This window comes from Cryobacterium sp. M25 (genome assembly GCF_002929635.1).
Classification (GTDB): Bacteria; Actinomycetota; Actinomycetes; order Actinomycetales; family Microbacteriaceae; genus Cryobacterium; species Cryobacterium sandaracinum.
Genome location: NZ_PJJU01000040.1, coordinates 1 through 16649 on the forward strand (window position 1 = coordinate 1; position 16649 = coordinate 16649).

Sequence of the window (16649 nt, forward strand, 5' to 3'; positions counted from 1 at the left end):
TCGGGCGGCCCGCGACGGCCGGCGTGGCCGCCGCCCTGGCCGGCCTCGGCGCGGCCGAGCTGACGGCCGCCCTGCTCGCCCCGGTGGGCAGCCCGATCTTCGCCGTCGGCGCGCTGGTCATCGACCGCGCCCCGGCCTGGTTGAAGGAACTCGTCATCGCCCTGTTCGGCACGGCCGACAAGGTCGTACTGGTGTTCTGCGTCGCGCTCGGTGCCGTGGTGCTGGCCGCCGCCGCCGGGGTGCTGGAGTTCCGGTGGCCGCCGATCGGCCGGGTCCTCGTGGCCCTGGCCGGCGCGCTGGCCGTCTTCGCGGTGCTGTCCCGGGAGAACACCGCCGCCTTCGACGCGATGCCCGCAGTGCTGGCGATGGTCGTTTCGGCCGTGCTCCTCACGGTGATGGTCGCCCAGCTGCGCCGCACGCCCGCAGGCGCCGAGGCATCCGCCCCGGACCGCCGTCGGTTCCTGGTCTGGGCCGGGGCCAGCGCCGGCCTGGGCGTGCTCGCCGCGGCCGGCGGGCAGCTGATCTCGGCCGGTATCCGGGCGACGGATGCCGCGCGCGCGCGCTTCACACTGCCGGCCGCGGCCGTTCCCGGTGCCCCGATCCCAGACGGTGCCGCGCTGGACATCCCCGGCCTCACTCCGCTGATCACCCCGAACGCCGACTTCTACCGCATCGACACCGCCCTGCAGGTGCCCCGGATCGACCCGGGAACCTGGACGCTGACGGTCACCGGGATGGTCGAGAGGGAGATCGAGATCGACTTCGCCGAGCTCCTCGCCCTGCCCCTCGAGGAGAGCACGACCACTCTCGCCTGCGTCTCCAACGCCGTCGGCGGCGACCTGATCGGCAACGCGACCTGGCTGGGCTACCCGATCCGCCTGTTGCTGGCGCGGGCCCGGCCTCTCGCCGGGGCCGACATGGTGCTCTCCCGCAGCGAGGACGGCTGGACCGCGGGCACCCCGCTGGAGGTTCTCACCGACGACCGCAACGCGATCCTCGCGGTGGGGATGAACGGGGAGCCGCTCCCCCTCGAGCACGGCTACCCGGTGCGCATGGTCGTGCCCGGGCTCTACGGTTACGTGTCGGCCACGAAATGGGTGGTCGAGTTGAACGTGACCCGCTTCGACCGGGAGACCGCCTATTGGACGACGCGCGGCTGGACCGCCCGAGGACCGGTCAAGCTCTCCTCCCGGATCGATGTGCCGAGCCGTAACGCCGACATCGCGGCCGGACCGGTGATCGTGGCGGGTGTGGCCTGGTCGCAGTACGTGGGCATCCGCGGCGTGCAGGTGCAAGTTGACGACGGAGCCTGGAACGACGCGACCCTGGCCGACGCGATCTCGGCCGACACTTGGCGGCAGTGGAGCTGGGTCTGGCCGGCATCGGCCGGGCGGCACACCCTGCGGGTGCGGGCGACGGATGCCGCGGGCCTGGTGCAGACTTCTGTGCGCCGGGACGTGATCCCCGATGGGGCCACCGGCCTGCACGATATCCCGGTCACGGTCGCCTGAAGCGACCCCTCGCAGCCCCGCGACAGCCGGCCGGCGCGGGCGTATCTTCAACAGCGAAAACCACGCAGCGTGCCGGCGCATTGCCGTGCCCAGCTTGAGAGGACGGGAATCATGCACCGGAATGACGGATCGACAGTGCGCGCCGGCGGCTCACGTCGCCCCCCGGCAGCGGAGTAGACGCTTATGCCCACCCGGACGAAACTGACCCCCGCCGACCTGCGGCACTTCGAGAAGCTGCTCCGCCATCAGCGCCGCGACCTCGACATCGCGCTCGGCCGGATCGGCACCACCCTCGACGGTGTGATCGAGGCCAGAAACGCCGGCACCGCCGACGACGAGCACGATCCCGAAGGACCCACCCTGACCATGGAGTGGTCGCGCATCTCGGGTGTGCACAGCGACCTGGCGGCGCAGTCCGCGGCGATCGACCAAGCCTTGGCGCGCATCGCGGACGGCAGCTACGGGTTCTGCACCCGCCGGGGCGAACCGATCGGCCGGGAACGACTCGAGGCCCGGCCGTCCGCGGAGCTGTGCATCGACTGCGCGCGCGAGTTGGAGGCGCACCGCCGGGCCTGACCGAACCAATTCGACGGAGATTCTGGTCTCCAGAGCGGTTTTTGGTCATTCTGGGGCCGCTTTGGGCAAAATCTCCGTCGAATTCGTTCCGGAGGGAGCACCTGTGGCTCGGTCTCGGAGACAGCTCCTAGATCTCGTCGGCGACCGCCGCCGCGAACTGGGCGGTGTAGAGGGCGTGGTACGCGCCATTCGTTGCCAGCAGTTCCTCGTGCGTGCCCTGCTCGACGATCCGGCCGGCCTCCATCACCAGGATCAGGTCGGCGTCCCAAATCGTGGAGAGCCGGTGCGCGATCACGAAGCTGGTGCGGTCGGCGCGGAGGGCGCGCATCGCTTTCTGCACGAGCACCTCGGTGCGCGTGTCGACAGAGCTGGTCGCCTCGTCCAGGATCAGCACGCTGGGCTTGGCGAGGAACGCGCGGGCGATGGTGAGCAGCTGCTTCTCGCCGGCGCTGACGTTGCTGCCCTCGTCGTCGAGTACGGTGTTGTAGCCGTCGGGCAGCGTGTGCACGAACCGGTCCACGTAGGTCGCGCGCGCCGCGTCCAGGATCTCCTTCTCCGTGGCATCCGGACGCCCGTAGGCGATGTTGTCGCGGATCGTGCCGCCAAACAGCCAGGTGTCCTGCAGCACCATGCCCATGCGTCCACGCAGGTCGTCGCGGGTCATTCGGCGCTCGTCCACGCCATCGAGCGTGATCCGGCCGGCGTCGAGCTCGTAGAAGCGCATCATCAGGTTCACCAGGGTGGTCTTGCCTGCCCCGGTGGGGCCCACGATGGCCACGGTCTGGCCGGGCTCGGCCACCAGGCTGAGGTTGTCGATCAGCGGCTTGTCCACCGTGTAGCGGAACGAGGCGTTCTCGAAGACCAGCCGGCCGTGGGCGATCGTGGGTGCCTCGGCGCGCTCCGGGTCGGGGCTCTGCTCATCGGCGTCGAACAGGGCGAAGACCCGCTCGGCGGAGGCGACGCCGGACTGCAGCAGGTTCGCCATCGACCCGAGTTGGGCCAGCGGGTGGGTGAATTGACGGGAATACTGGATGAACGCCTGCACATCGCCGAGCTGCATGGCCCCGGATGCCACCTGGAGGCCACCGACGACGGCGATCCCGACGTAGACGAGGTTGCCGATGAATGTCATCGCCGGCATGATCAGGCCGCTGACGAACTGGGCGCCGAAGCTGGCCTCGTAGAGCTCGTCGTTCTTGGCCCGGAAGCGTTGCTCGACCTCCTTCTGGCGGCCGAACACCTTGACCAGGGCGTGGCCGGTGAAGGTCTCCTCGATCTGGCCGTTCAGCTCGCCGGTGTGGGTCCACTGTGCGACGAACAACTTCTGCGAGCGCTGGGCGATCAGGACGGTCGTGACCAGGGTCAGCGGCACTGTGACCAGGGCGATCAGGGCCAGGAGAGGCGAGAGCAGGAACATCATCACGATGACGCCCACCACGGTGAGCAGAGAGGTGACGGCCTGGCTCAGCGACTGCTGCAGGCTCTGTGAGACGTTGTCCACGTCGTTGGTGACCCGGCTGAGCAGCTCGCCTCGCTGCACCGTGTCGAAGTAGCGCAGCGGGAGGCGGTTGATCTTCGCCTCGATCTCGCTGCGGAGCCGGAACACGGTACGCTGCACGACGCCGTTGAGCACATAGGCCTGCACGTAGGCGAACACCGAGGACAGCAGGTAGAGCGCCATCGCCCAGAGCAGCACGGTGGAGAGCATCGCGAAGTCGATTCCCTGGCCGGGCGTCAGCGTCATCCCGCTGAGCAGGTCGGCCTTGCCGGTGTCGCCGGAGGCGCGCAGCTGGTCGATCACCTGGGCCTGGCTCAGGCCGGCAGGCAGGTCCTGGGAGATGACGCCGGAGAAGATCAGGTTCGTGCCTTCGCCGAGCAGACGCGGTCCGAGCACGGAGAACGTGACACTCGCGACGGCGAGAACCAGGACCAGACCGAGCCACAGACGCTCGGGGCGCAGCTTGCCGAGCAGCCGTTTCGCCGACGGGCCGAAGTTCATGGCCTTCTCGGCGGGGGCGCTCATACCGCCGAACGGACCGTGGCCGGGGCCCCGTGCGGGCGGGCGGGCCGAGGCCCCGGATGTCTGGCTCATACTGCTTCCTCCGCCGCCAACTGGGACGACACGATTTCCTGGTAGGTCTCGTTCGACTCGAGCAGCTCGTCGTGGGTGCCGCGGCCGACGATACGTCCGCCTTCGATCACCAGGATCTGATCGGCGCCGACGATGGTCGACACCCGCTGGGCGACGATCACCATGGTGGCGCCGCCCGTGCCGACGGCCAGTGCCCGGCGCAGCCGAGCATCCGTCGTTAGGTCGAGCGAGGAGAACGAGTCGTCGAAGATATAGAGTTCGGGCCGTTTGACCAGGGCCCGGGCAATGGCCAGGCGCTGCCGCTGCCCGCCGGACACATTCATGCCGCCCTGCGCGATCGGGGCATCGAGGCCGTCCGGCATCTCCGCCACGAAGTCGCGGGCCTGCGCGATGGTCAGTGCCTCCCAGAGTTCCGCCTCAGTGGCGTCGGGCTTGCCGTAGAGAAGGTTGCTGCGCACGGTGCCGGAGAACAGATACGGCTTCTGCGGCACCAGCCCGATGCTGCCCCAGAGCAGGTCAGGGTGGAGCTCGCGCACGTCCACCCCGTCGACCCGCACGCTGCCGTGGGTGGCGTCGAAGAGGCGAGGCAGCAGGTTGACCAGGGTGGTCTTGCCCGATCCGGTGCTGCCGATGATCGCGGTGGTCTGCCCCTGATGCACGGTAAAGCTCACGTCGGAGAGCACCGGCTGCTCGGCGCCGGGGTAGGCGAAGCCCACGTCCACGAGTTCCACCTCTCCGCGGCCGATACTGTCGACGACGGGGTGGCGCGGCGGGCGCACGCTGGACTCGGTCTCGAGCACTTCGCCGATCCGGTCGGCCGACACGGTCGCCCGCGGGATCATCACGGCCATGAACGTGGCCATCATCACGGCCATCAGGATCTGCATCAGGTAGCTGAGGAAGGCAACCAGGGTGCCGACCTGCATGGACCCGTCCTCGATCCGGAACGCCCCGAACCAGATCACGGCCACGCTGGAGACGTTCAGGACGAGCATGACGACCGGGAACATCAGGGCCATCAGGCGGCCGGCCTGAAGGGCGGTGTCGGTGACATCCGTGTTCGCCTTGCCGAACCGCACGGACTCGACGTCTTCGCGCACGAACGCCCGGATGACGCGGATGCCCGTGAGCTGTTCCCGCAGCACACGGTTCACCGTGTCGATGCGGGTCTGCATCAGGCGGAACAGCGGCACCATCCGCGCGATGATCAGCCCGACCGCGATCAACAGCACGGGCACGCTCACGGCGATCAACCAGGATAGCTGCGCGTCCTGCCGGACGGCCATGATCACGCCGCCGATGGACAGGATCGGTGCGGTGACCATCATGGTGGCAGTCATCAGCACGAGCATCTGCACCTGCTGCACGTCGTTGGTCGACCGGGTGATCAGCGACGGGGCGCCGAACCGGGTGACCTCCTGCTCGGAGAACTCGTCGACTCGGGTGAAGACAGCGCCGCGCAGGTCGCGTCCGAGCCCCATGGCGGCCTTCGCGCCGAAGTAGACGGCGACGATCGCGCACACGATCTGGAACAGGGTGATCAGCAGCATCAGACCACCGATGCGCAGGATGTACACGGTGTCTCCCGTGGCGACGCCCTCATCGATGATGTCGGCGTTGAGGGTGGGCAGATAGAGCGAGGCGATCGACTGGGCCAGCTGGAACACGACGACGGCTGCCAGCAGCCGCCGGTACGGCCGCAGGTATTTCACGAGCAGTTTCCAGAGCATCGGATCTCCTAGCAGGGGGCGTTCGGCGGCGTCGGGAAGCCGATGATGCCGTAGAGGATGAGGGCGGTGAGCTCATCGTCGTCGAAGTCGGGGCCGGCCGTTATGTGGGGCACGGATGCCGCAAGCGCGATCATCCGGATGACCTGCCCTGACCGCTCCGGGGCAACCGTGAGGCGCAGGAGGTCAGGAGCGAGCACGTCGGCGAGCAGCACGGTGAACTCGTGCGCGACGTCGTGGGTGTGGGGTCTGCCCATCGAGCCCACCGCCGTCATCAGCGCGAAGACCTGCGCGAAGCGGCGGCGCAGCAGGGAGACCATGGCGCGCACCCGTTCCTCGAGCGGGAGCTCACGGTCGAGCGCGGCAAGTTCGAGACGGAACGGCTCGGGGTCGAGCTGACGGTCCATGGCCGCCCGGAGCAGGTTGTCCTTGCTGTCGAAGGCTCGGAAGATGGTGCCCTCGGCGATCCCGGCGCACTGGGCGATCTGTCGAGTGGTGACGGTCTGGCCGTGCTCGATCAGCAGCGGCGTGACCGCGTCGAGGATCATCGACTGCCGGTCCTCGACGGACAGGGCTTTCGCGCGCGCAGGTTTGACGGACATCCCCCCAGCTTATATGAGTGAGCACTCACTCACAAGGTGGAATCGGGGTTCGGGTTCCAGAGAGGACGGTTCAGGCGAAGAGGTCCGAGATCCAGACCACGTCCTCGGGCGACGGCCTCCACGCGCTGCCCTCGGTGGCGTTCTGCAAGATCTGTTCCGGGCGGGTTGCTCCGGCGATGATGCTGGTGAGCCCCGGCTGGGCCAGCAGCCAGGCGAAGGTGGCGGCGAGCATGGTCACGCCGCGCTGGTCGCAGAACGCTTCGTACTTTTCGATGACGTCCCAAGGCGCGTTCCGGGCCAGGTGCGGCCGGACCATCATGATGCGGCTGTCGGCGGGGCCGCCCGCACGGGAGAACTTGCCTGTGAAGAGCCCGTTGTAGAGGGGGAAGAACGGCAGGAAGCCGAGCCCGTAGGCGTTGACGGCCGGCAGCACCTCGTCTTCGGCGTCACGCACCAGCAGGCTGTACTCGTTTTGCGCCGAAACGAACCGCGGATGCCCCGTCAGCCGGGCGGTGAACTCCGCCTCGGCGATCTGCCAGCCGGCCAGGTTGGAGTGGCCGATATAGCGCACCTTTCCCTCGCGGATGAGGTCGTCGAGGGTCTGCAGGGTCTCTTCGATCGGGGTGTTCGGGTCAGGCTGGTGCAGTTGGTAGAGGTCGATCCAGTCGGTCTGCAGGCGCCGGAGGGACGCCTCGACGGCCAGTCGAATGTAGCGACGTGAGCCGCGGGCGCCCCAGTCGGGTCCGTTCCGACCGTTCATGTCCATGCCGAACTTCGAGGCGAGCACGATCTGGTCGCGCTTGCCCCGCAGCGCGTAACCCATCAGGGTCTCGCTGAGGCCGCGTTCCGCGCCGTAGATGTCGGCCGTGTCCAACAGGGTGATCCCGGCGTCGACGGCCGCGTTGACGACGGCGGTGGTTCCGGCCTGGCCCTCCGTCGCGGTTCCGGCGCGTCCGAAGTTGTTGCAGCCCAACCCGATCGTGGACACCATGAGCCCCGAATTGCCCAGTCTGCGGTACTCCATCTGCTCCATCCCTCCACATTAGGCTCGCCGGCCTGTGCTAGACAGGACTCAACTACAAAGGGGTACCAGTGAGTCGTTTCACGCTCGGCGTCATGTCGCGTTCCGGTAAGCCGAATGAACGGCGCTTGCCCATTCATCCGTCACATGTCGAACGGATCGATCCGGACCTCCGGGAGCGAATGTTTCTCGAGCGCGGCTACGGCGAGCAGTTCGGCGTGTCGGACGAGCAGCTGGCCCCGCTCGTGGGAGGGCTTTGCTCGCGCGCGGACCTCATCCGGGAGTGCGACGTCATCCTGCTCGCCAAGCCTCTGCTGGCGGATGTCGCGGCACTGCGCGACGGACAGGTGCTCTGGGGCTGGCCGCACTGCGTGCAGGATGAGAAACTCACCCAGCTTGCCATCGACAAGCGGCTGACCCTGATCGCGTTCGAGGCGATGAACCACTGGACCGGAGGCGGCGAGTTCCACCTGCACGTGCTGCACAAGAACAACGAGCTCGCCGGGTATTGCTCCGTGCTGCACGCCCTGTCCCTGATCGGTTCGACGGGTGACTACGGCCGCAAGCAGCGTGCCGCGGTGATCGGCTTCGGGGCCACCGCCCGGGGCGCCGTGACGGCGCTCAACGCCCTCGGTGTCTACGATGTCACGGTGCTGACCAATCGCGACGTGACCGCGGTCAGCTCCCCGATCCACTCCGCCCAGATCGTGCAGCTCGACCACGGCGACGGCACGAACGGGAACTTCGCCCTGCCGGGAAACGAACGGGTGCCGCTGCCCGAGTTTCTCGCCGGCCACGACGTCATCGTGAACTGCGTGCTGCAGGACCCAAATGCCCCGCTCATCTTCCTGCGCGACGATGACCTCCCGATGGTGGCCCCGGGGTCGCTGATCATCGACGTGTCCTGCGACACCGGCATGGGTTTCAGTTGGGCGAAATCGACGACGTTCGACGAACCGACCTTCCGGGTCGGCACCAACGTCACCTACTACGCGGTCGACCACAGCCCGTCGTACCTCTGGAACTCCGCCACCTGGGAGATCAGCGAGGCGCTGTTGCCGTACCTGCGCGAGGTCCTTACGGGCGAGGCCGCTTGGACCGCCAACGAGACCCTTCGGCGGGCCATCGAGATCCACGAGGGGATCATCCGGAATCCCGACATCCTGGAATTCCAGCACCGCTCCCCCGAGTATCCCCACACCCGGCTCGCCTGAAGCCGGCCGGCTCCTCCCCAGCCCAGCCCGGCGCTCTTCCCACGCCAGGTCCGAAACCCGCGCTGTGCGCAGGGCGCCGCCGACTACAGTCGAGGCATGACGACCATCGGAACCTTCCTGATCCGGCTGCCCAGCCCCATTGGGCGGCTGGAACTCACGAGTGACGCCGAGCGCATCCTCTCCCTCTCCATCGAACGCGACGGACAGCTGCCCCTCGACGAGACCCCGGAAGCCCCGTCGCCCCTGCTCGACCGGGCCGCGCACCAATTGGCGGAGTACTTCGGCGGCACCCGCACGGTTTTCGACCTGCCCGTGGCGCCGAGCGGGGGCACTGCGTTCCAGCAGGGCGTCTGGCAGCGACTGTCCGAGCTTGGCTTCGGCGAGGCGACCTCGTACGGCGAGCTGGGACGATCGCTGGGCAAGCCGGGGTCCGGCCGGGCCGTGGGCGGCGCCGTCGGGGCGAACCCCGTTCCGATCCTGATCGGCTGCCACCGGGTGCTCGCCGCCGACCGTCGCATCACCGGCTACAGCGGCGGCAGCGGAGTGCCCACCAAGGTCTGGCTCCTCGACCACGAGGGCATCGAGCACCGCTCATGAGCACCCCGGCGACCAGCGCGCTGCCAGCCGAGGCCACGACATCCGCCTCACTGAAGCTCGGCGATGACGGGCTCATCCGCTGCGGCTGGGTCGGCGGCGACCCCGAATACCAGCGCTACCACGACGAAGAGTGGGGGCGTCCGCTCCGGGACGAGAGGCTGCTGTTCGAGAAGTTGTGCCTCGAGGGGTTCCAGGCCGGCCTGTCCTGGATCACCATCCTGCGACGTCGGCCGGCCTTCCGGGCCGCCTTTTACGACTTCGACGTCGACCGCGTGGCCGTGATGGACGACGTCGACGTCGCCCGGCTCCTCGCGGATGCGAGCATCATCCGGCACCGCGGCAAGATCGAGGCCACCATCCGGAACGCCCGGGTCACCCGAGACCTCGGCGAGAGCCTGACCGAGCTGATCTGGAGCTTCGCGCCCGAACCCCGCGGCCCCCGGCTGCGGGAGCTCGGCGAGGTCCCGGCGACCACAATGCAATCGATGGCACTGAGCCGGGAGTTGCGCACCCGGGGCTACACGTTCGTCGGCCCCACCACCATGTACGCCCTGATGCAGTCGGCCGGCCTCGTCGACGACCACCTGAGTGGATGCCATCGGTCGAACGACGCCTGACCACCACAACGCCGACGGCTGACGCTATGCCGACCGCCGCCCTGCCAGCCGCCGCGCTGCCCGACCACGGGCTGCCCGACCACGGGCTGCCCGACCGGCACTGTTGTGCGTGAGGTGCTCCTCGAGGCGAGTAAGTCCTGAACGATTGGTTCTGTCGCGCCCGCACTTCAGCCCTGACTGCACCGTGTGGACGCCGTTCATCACGGGCGGAGCGCCGTGTCCGGTGTCGAACCAATTCGACGGAGATTCTGCCGAAAATGAGCACATTTCTGGGATTTAGGGGATATTCGGGCCGAATCTCCGTCGAATTCGTTCGGGACGGAGTCGCCGCGAGGCCTCGGACTCAGACATACGGCGGTCGGAGCGCACGTTCACCCCCCTCCCTCTCGCGGTCACGGCTCTCCGACGTGTGCATCGAAAACAACCGCTTCGAAGCCCCCCATCCGCGAATCCTCATCGCCCCCCAGCCATCAGGACTCGCGCGTCTATCGGAGGGACGGCAGCAGGCCGAGTGCCCGTACGGCCTCGCGCTCCTCGATCAGCTCCGCGACGGACGCGTCGATCCTCGCCCGCGAGAACGCGTTGATAGCCAGGTCCGGCACGATCTGCCAGCGGCCGTCGACAGCCCGAACCGGGAAGGAACATACGAGCCCCTCCGGGACGCCGTAAGAGCCGTCGGAGCTGACGCCCGCCGAGGTCCACCGCTCACCGGTCCCGTTGACCCAGTCGTAAACGTGGTCGATGGCTGCGCTGGCCGCGGAGGCCGCGGACGATGCCCCGCGGGCCTGAATGATTTCGTAGCCTCGGTTCGCCACCCGGGGGATGAAGTCGTCGACGAGCCAGTCCTGCGCCACCAGCTCGGAGACCGGACATCCCCCGGCGGTGGCGTGGAAGACATCCGGGTACTGGCTGGCGGAGTGGTTGCCCCAGATGGTGAGACCGTCGAGTTCGGCGACGTGCACCTGCAGCCGGCTTGCTAGCTGAGCGATGCCGCGGTTGTGGTCCAGTCGCGTCATGGCGGTGAACCGGTCGGCGGGGATGTCGGGGGCGAAGGCACTGGTCACCAGGGCGTTGGTGTTGACGGGGTTGCCCACGACCAGCACGCGCACGTCGGATGCCGCGCCCGCGTTGAGGGCGGCCCCCACCGCACCGAAGATGCGGCCGTTGCTTTCGAGCAGCGCGACGCGCTCCATGCCGACGGCTCTAGGGCGGGATCCGACCAGGAGGGCGATGTTGACGCCGTCGAAGGCGCGCACGGGGTCTTCGGTGACCGTCACGGAGCGCAGGAGAGGGAACGCGCAGTCCTGCAGTTCGAGGGCGGTGCCCTCGGCTGCTGCGCGCCCCGAGGGGATCTCCATCAGGGTCAGGTTGACGGGAACGCTCGGGCCGAGGAGGTCTCCGGACGCGATCCGGAAGAGCAGCGAATAGCCGATCTGTCCGCCGGCGCCGGTGACGGTGACATTCATTGGTGTGGACACGAAAGCCAGCCTAGGGCCGGAATGTGCCCGCGTCAGCCTCGGGTTGCGGCAACCTCGGCGGCGACGACCAGATTCAGTTCCCGGACCGCTCCCGGGCGCAAATCGAAGCCTGCCCCCGGTGCCCAGTCGAGCAGCTCTACGGCGGTGTCGAAGGACCGACCGTGCCGGATCAGAGCCCGGGTGAAGTTCCCCTTGGCCGTCTTGTTGAAGTGGTTCACGGCTCGCGTCTGGCCGTCCGCCGTCTCCGTGACCACGCGCAGAAACACCGCGTCGGGCCGCACCGGCGCGGGGCCGAGCGCCACGTACCCGTTCGAGCGGAGATCCAGCAGGAGCCCCGCTGACCCCGCCAGAACGCAACCCACAGCGCCCGCCCAGTGCTTCTTCAGCGGCAGCTCCGGCAGCCTGGAATCGCAGGACAGCCGGTAGGCCGGGAGGAGATCGAGAGCGCCGACCGGCCCGAACAGGGCGGAATGCACGAGGACGTTCCGGCCTGCCCAGTCGCGTTCCAGCGGGGAGAGGCTGGCGGCGTCGAGGGCGTCATAGACGACGCCGGTGTACCGGTCGATGGCCGGCATTGTGGCGGCGGAGGACAGCACGCGATTGCGCTCCACCTCCGCGGACTGCGTGTGACCCAGTCTTAGGGCCGACATCATCGCATCCGGATGCTTCGCAAGCGACTGCAGCGCACGCACAAGTACCCGCCGCTTGGGTCCAAGCGACGGGTACGTGAGGCTCTGCAGGTCAAGCGGTAATTCGATGCCCCCGTGACGTTTCGTCTCGGACGGCGGCAGAAGGATCAGCACACTGACTAAACGAGTTCTGCCTTGCGAGCGACGATCGTGACCACATTGTTGGCGACCGACAGGAAGCCGTCCGCCGCCTCGGCGACGATTTTCTCGCCGCCGCCCAGGGTCACGCGCACCTCACCGCTGGCCAGGATGGCCAGCATGGGTTCGTGCCCGGGGAGGATTCCGATCTGGCCTTCGACGGTGCGGGCGACAACCATGCTCGCCTCGCCGGACCACACCTCGTGGTCCGCCCCGACGACGCTGACCTTGAGCGAAGAATCGGCCATGACTAGTCGTTCTCCTTCTGGATTTTCGCCCACTTCTCTTCGACGTCGGCGATGCCTCCGACGTTGAAGAAAGCCTGCTCGGCCACGTGGTCGAAGTCACCATTGGCAATCGCCGTAAAGGATTCGATGGTGTCCTTAAGCGATACCGTGGACCCCTCGACGCCCGTGAATTTCTTGGCCATGTAGGTGTTCTGCGACAGGAACTGCTGGATGCGGCGTGCGCGGGAGACGGTGACCTTGTCTTCCTCGGAAAGCTCGTCGACACCGAGGATCGCGATGATCTCCTGCAGTTCCTTGTTCTTCTGCAGAATCGCCTTGACGCGAACGGCCGTGTTGTAGTGATCGGCACCCAGGTAGCGGGGGTCGAGGATACGGCTGCTCGAGGTGAGCGGGTCGACGGCCGGGTAGAGGCCCTTCGAAGCGATCTCACGCGACAGCTCGGTGGTGGCGTCGAGGTGGGCGAACGTGGTCGCCGGGGCCGGGTCGGTGTAGTCGTCAGCAGGCACGTAGATGGCCTGGAGCGAGGTGATCGAGTGGCCACGGGTCGACGTGATGCGCTCCTGCAGGATGCCCATCTCGTCGGCCAGGGTCGGCTGGTAGCCCACAGCGCTGGGCATGCGGCCCAAAAGGGTCGACACCTCAGAGCCGGCCTGAGTGAACCGGAAGATGTTGTCGATGAAGAGCAACACATCCTGCTTGGCAACATCGCGGAAGTACTCGGCCATGGTGAGCGCGGAGAGGGCGACGCGCAGACGCGTCCCCGGCGGCTCGTCCATCTGGCCGAACACGAGGGCGGTCTTGTCGAAGACGCCCGCCTCTTCCATCTCGTGGATGAGATCGTTGCCCTCACGGGTGCGCTCACCGACACCGGCGAACACGGACACTCCACCGTGGTCCTGCGCGACACGCTGGATCATTTCCTGGATCAAAACGGTCTTGCCGACGCCGGCACCACCGAACAGGCCAATCTTTCCACCCAAGACGTACGGGGTGAGCAGGTCAATGACCTTGATGCCGGTCTCGAACAGCTGCGTCTTGGATTCCAGCTGGTCGAAGGGCGGCGGCTTGCGGTGGATGGGCCAGCGCTCAGTGATTTCGATCTTCTCGCCGGGCTCCGCATTGAGCACCTCGCCAATGGCGTTGAACACGCGCCCCTTGGTGACGTCTCCGACGGGAACCGTGATGGGCGAGCCGGTGTCCCGGACCTCCTGGCCACGAACCAGACCGTCGGTCGGGTTCAGCGCGATGGCGCGAATGAGGTCGTCGCCCAAGTGCTGGGCAACCTCCAGCGTGATCACGGTCGACACATCACCGATGACGATAGTGGTCTTCAGTGCGTTGTACATGCCCGGAATCGAGTCGTGCGGGAACTCGATGTCGACGACCGGGCCCGTGACCCGGGCGATCCGGCCCACGGCCACGGACTCGACCGGTGCATGGACTGGCGCGGTTGCGGTGTCAGTCATAGCTCTCTCTTCTCTGGTTTAGTGCTTGGCGGATGAAAGCGCGTCGGCTCCACCCACGATCTCGGAAATCTGCGACGTGATCTCGGTCTGCCGGGCGTTGTTGGACAGCCGGGTGTAGTCCTTGATCAGCTTGTCCGCGTTGTCGGAGGCCGATGACATGGCCTTCTGACGTGCGGCGTGCTCGGCTGCGGCGGACTGCAGCATGGAGTTGAAGATACGGCTCTCGATGTAGACGGGCAGGAGCGAGTCCAGCACCGTTTCAACGTCCGGTTCGAACTCGTAGAGTGGCAGGACCTGGTTATCACCAGGCTCCTCAACGCCATCGACGACCTCGAGGGGAAGCAGCCGGACAACCTGAGGAAGCTGGGTGACCATGCTGACGAACCGGTTGTAGACGACGTGAATCTCGTCGACGCCACCGTCGTCCGCTTCGCGGAGGAAGGCCTCGAGCAGCGCGTCGCTGATATCGCATGCGGTCTCGTACTGCGGCTGATCGGTGGAACCGGTCCAAATGCGCTCGGAGACGCGGCGGCGGAAATTGAAGTACGCCGCGGCCTTGCGACCCACCAGGAAGTAGACGATGTCTTTACCCTGGCTGCGCAGCAGCTCGCTGAGCGATTCGGCCTCACGCAGCACCTGCGAGCTGAACGCCCCCGCGAGACCACGGTCGGAGGCGAAGATGACGACCGCAGCGCGCTCGATCTTCTCCGGTTCGGTCGTGAGCACGTGGGCGACATTCGAGTACGTCGCTACCGCGGACACCGCCTGCGTGACGGCACGAGCGAACGGGGTTGACGCGGCGACGCGAGCCTTGGCCTTTTGAATGCGCGAGGCAGAGATCAACTCCATGGCCCGAGTGATCTTCTTAGTCGTCTGGGCAGACTTGATCTTCTGCCGGTAGACCCGAAGTTGCGCTCCCATGTGTCTCCTGTGCTTCCTTGTCAGTGCTGAATTGGTGCGGGCGATCGAGTGATGCCGGCCGCGCCCCGCGGCTCGAACGAGTCGGGAGCGCGGCCGATGTCACTTAGCGGCGGTGCTTGACGATCTTTTCCTGGTTGACCTTGTCAGCGGGAATCGCCTCGAAGACTTCCTTGCCCACCGAGGCGAGCGGCTTGCCCTCGCCCGTCTGGAATCCCTGCTTGAACTTGTCGACCTCGATCTCGAGCGTCGCGATGGTCGCGTCGTCGAGAACGTTGGTGTCGCGCAGTGTCGTGAGTACGCTCGTGGTGCGGCCCAGGTGGTCGAGCAGGCCACGCTCGAAGCGCAGGACGTCGGCCACGGGCACCTCGTCGAACTTGCCGTTCGTGCCGGCCCAGATCGAGACGACCTGGTCTTCGACGGGGTACGGCGAGTACTGCGGCTGCTTGAGCAGCTCGGTCAGGCGTGCGCCACGACCGAGCTGGCGACGGCTCGTCGCGTCGAGGTCGGAGGCGAACATCGCGAAGGCCTCGAGCGACCGGTATTGCGCCAGCTCGAGCTTCAGAGTGCCGGAGACCTTCTTGATCGACTTGACCTGAGCGTCACCGCCGACTCGGGAGACCGAGATGCCCACGTCGACCGCGGGACGCTGGTTGGCGTTGAACAGGTCGGACTGCAGGAAGATCTGGCCGTCGGTGATCGAGATCACGTTGGTCGGGATGTAGGCAGAGACATCGTTCGCCTTGGTCTCGATGATCGGCAAGCCGGTCATCGATCCGGAACCGAGGGCGTCGGACAGCTTGGCGCAACGCTCGAGCAGACGGGAGTGCAGGTAGAACACGTCACCGGGGTACGCCTCACGTCCCGGCGGGCGGCGCAGAAGCAGCGACACCGCACGATAGGCCTCGGCCTGCTTGGACAGGTCGTCGAAGATGACGAGGACGTGCTTGCCGGCGTACATCCAGTGCTGACCGATGGCCGAGCCGGTGTACGGGGCGAGGTACTTGAAGCCGGCCGGGTCGGAGGCCGGGGACGCGACGATGGTCGTGAACTCCATGACTCCGGCATCCTCGAGCGCACCCTTGACGGCGGCGATCGTGGAACCCTTCTGACCGATGGCGACGTAGATGCAACGAACCTGCTTGTTCACGTCGCCCGTCGCCCAGTTGGCCTTCTGGTTGATGATCGTGTCAATCGCGATCGCGGTTTTGCCGGTCTGGCGGTCACCGATGATCAGCTGACGCTGGCCGCGGCCGATCGGGATCATGGCGTCGATGGCCTTGATTCCGGTCTGCATGGGCTCGTGAACCGACTTGCGGTCCATCACGCCGGGTGCCTGTAGCTCCAGCGCGCGGCGGCCTTCGCTCTTGATCTCGCCGAGCCCGTCGATGGGCGCCCCCAGCGGGTCGACGACGCGGCCGAGATAGCCGTCGCCGACGGGTACGGAGAGGACCTCACCAGTGCGGTGCACCTCCATGCCCTCGACGATTCCGGCGAACTCGCCGAGAACGACGACGCCGATCTCGTCTTCGTCCAGGTTCTGGGCGAGGCCGAGGGTGCCGTCCGCGAACGTGATGAGCTCGTTCGCCATCACGCTGGGAAGGCCCTCGACGTGCGCGATGCCGTCGCCGGCCGTGGTGACGTAGCCAACCTCGGTCGTCGCGGTCTTGTTCGGCTCGTAGGACTTCACGAAGTCCTGGAGAGCGTCACGGATCTCATCGGGGCTGATCGTTAGTTCTGCCATCATCTTCCCTT

At 67.1% G+C, this 16649-nt stretch carries 15 protein-coding genes; 5 read left to right on the forward strand and 10 right to left on the reverse strand.

Translation table 11 applies throughout. The features are described 5' to 3' along the window. Positions 1–1511, forward strand: a 1511-nt coding sequence (locus tag CXY81_RS04130; protein ID WP_233193977.1) for a molybdopterin-dependent oxidoreductase, incomplete at its 5' end; no start/stop codon positions are given. A gap of 183 nt (positions 1512–1694) precedes the next feature. Then, entirely contained in the window at positions 1695–2087 is a 393-nt protein-coding gene (locus tag CXY81_RS04135; RefSeq protein ID WP_104169798.1) for a TraR/DksA C4-type zinc finger protein, read from the forward strand. Positions 2088–2214: 127 nt separating this feature from the next. On the opposite strand, the gene CXY81_RS04140 is transcribed toward CXY81_RS04135, so the two are convergent. The 4 genes from CXY81_RS04140 to CXY81_RS04155 form a co-directional block, all read right to left on the reverse strand. After that, complete coding sequence (locus CXY81_RS04140) at positions 2215–4179, reverse strand: ABC transporter ATP-binding protein (protein ID WP_104194069.1); 1965 nt, start codon at positions 4177–4179, stop codon at positions 2215–2217. Continuing rightward, positions 4176–5909 carry an ABC transporter ATP-binding protein gene (locus CXY81_RS04145; protein ID WP_104194070.1) on the reverse strand — a complete coding sequence of 578 codons (1734 nt, stop codon included), beginning with the start codon at positions 5907–5909 and terminating at the stop codon, positions 4176–4178. Before CXY81_RS04145 ends, CXY81_RS04140 begins: the two co-directional genes overlap by 4 nt. Positions 5910–5917: 8 nt before the next feature. Further along, positions 5918–6508, reverse strand: coding sequence for a TetR/AcrR family transcriptional regulator (locus tag CXY81_RS04150; protein ID WP_104099714.1), 591 nt, complete (start codon positions 6506–6508; stop codon positions 5918–5920). 70 nt (positions 6509–6578) lie between these two features. Continuing rightward, positions 6579–7541, reverse strand: coding sequence for an aldo/keto reductase (locus CXY81_RS04155; protein ID WP_104194071.1), 963 nt, complete (start codon positions 7539–7541; stop codon positions 6579–6581). 83 nt (positions 7542–7624) lie between these two features. On the opposite strand from CXY81_RS04155, the gene CXY81_RS04160 reads away from it, so the two are divergent. The 3 genes from CXY81_RS04160 (at position 7625) to CXY81_RS04170 (ending at position 9957) form a co-directional block, all read left to right on the forward strand. Next, positions 7625–8743, forward strand: coding sequence for a N(5)-(carboxyethyl)ornithine synthase (locus CXY81_RS04160; RefSeq protein ID WP_199182955.1), 1119 nt, complete (start codon positions 7625–7627; stop codon positions 8741–8743). Positions 8744–8839: 96 nt separating this feature from the next. After that, positions 8840–9340 carry a methylated-DNA--[protein]-cysteine S-methyltransferase gene (locus CXY81_RS04165; protein ID WP_104169792.1) on the forward strand — a complete coding sequence of 167 codons (501 nt, stop codon included), beginning with the start codon at positions 8840–8842 and terminating at the stop codon, positions 9338–9340. Then, positions 9337–9957, forward strand: coding sequence for a DNA-3-methyladenine glycosylase I (locus CXY81_RS04170; protein WP_104169791.1), 621 nt, complete (start codon positions 9337–9339; stop codon positions 9955–9957). The genes CXY81_RS04165 and CXY81_RS04170 overlap by 4 nt, the downstream gene beginning before the upstream one ends. A 485-nt stretch (positions 9958–10442) precedes the next feature. Here the strand turns inward: CXY81_RS04170 and CXY81_RS04175 are convergent, their stop codons facing one another. From CXY81_RS04175 to atpA, 6 genes are all read right to left on the reverse strand, one after another. After that, positions 10443–11423: a malate dehydrogenase gene (locus CXY81_RS04175; protein ID WP_104194073.1), complete on the reverse strand. Its 981-nt coding sequence runs from the start codon at positions 11421–11423 to the stop codon at positions 10443–10445. A 44-nt stretch (positions 11424–11467) separates the two neighbouring features. Continuing rightward, positions 11468–12238 carry a YaaA family protein gene (locus tag CXY81_RS04180; protein WP_104194074.1) on the reverse strand — a complete coding sequence of 257 codons (771 nt, stop codon included), beginning with the start codon at positions 12236–12238 and terminating at the stop codon, positions 11468–11470. Between the two features lie 5 nt (positions 12239–12243). After that, positions 12244–12510 (reverse strand): F0F1 ATP synthase subunit epsilon, encoded by a 267-nt coding sequence (locus CXY81_RS04185; RefSeq protein ID WP_104169788.1) that lies wholly within the window; start codon positions 12508–12510, stop codon positions 12244–12246. 2 nt (positions 12511–12512) lie between these two features. Next, positions 12513–13976 carry a F0F1 ATP synthase subunit beta gene (atpD, locus tag CXY81_RS04190; protein ID WP_104194075.1) on the reverse strand — a complete coding sequence of 488 codons (1464 nt, stop codon included), beginning with the start codon at positions 13974–13976 and terminating at the stop codon, positions 12513–12515. Between the two features lie 18 nt (positions 13977–13994). Continuing rightward, positions 13995–14897, reverse strand: a complete 903-nt coding sequence (locus CXY81_RS04195; RefSeq protein ID WP_104169787.1) for a F0F1 ATP synthase subunit gamma — start codon at positions 14895–14897, stop codon at positions 13995–13997. A gap of 103 nt (positions 14898–15000) precedes the next feature. Next, positions 15001–16638 carry a F0F1 ATP synthase subunit alpha gene (gene atpA / locus CXY81_RS04200; protein ID WP_104099721.1) on the reverse strand — a complete coding sequence of 546 codons (1638 nt, stop codon included), beginning with the start codon at positions 16636–16638 and terminating at the stop codon, positions 15001–15003. Positions 16639–16649: the final 11 nt, after the last annotated feature.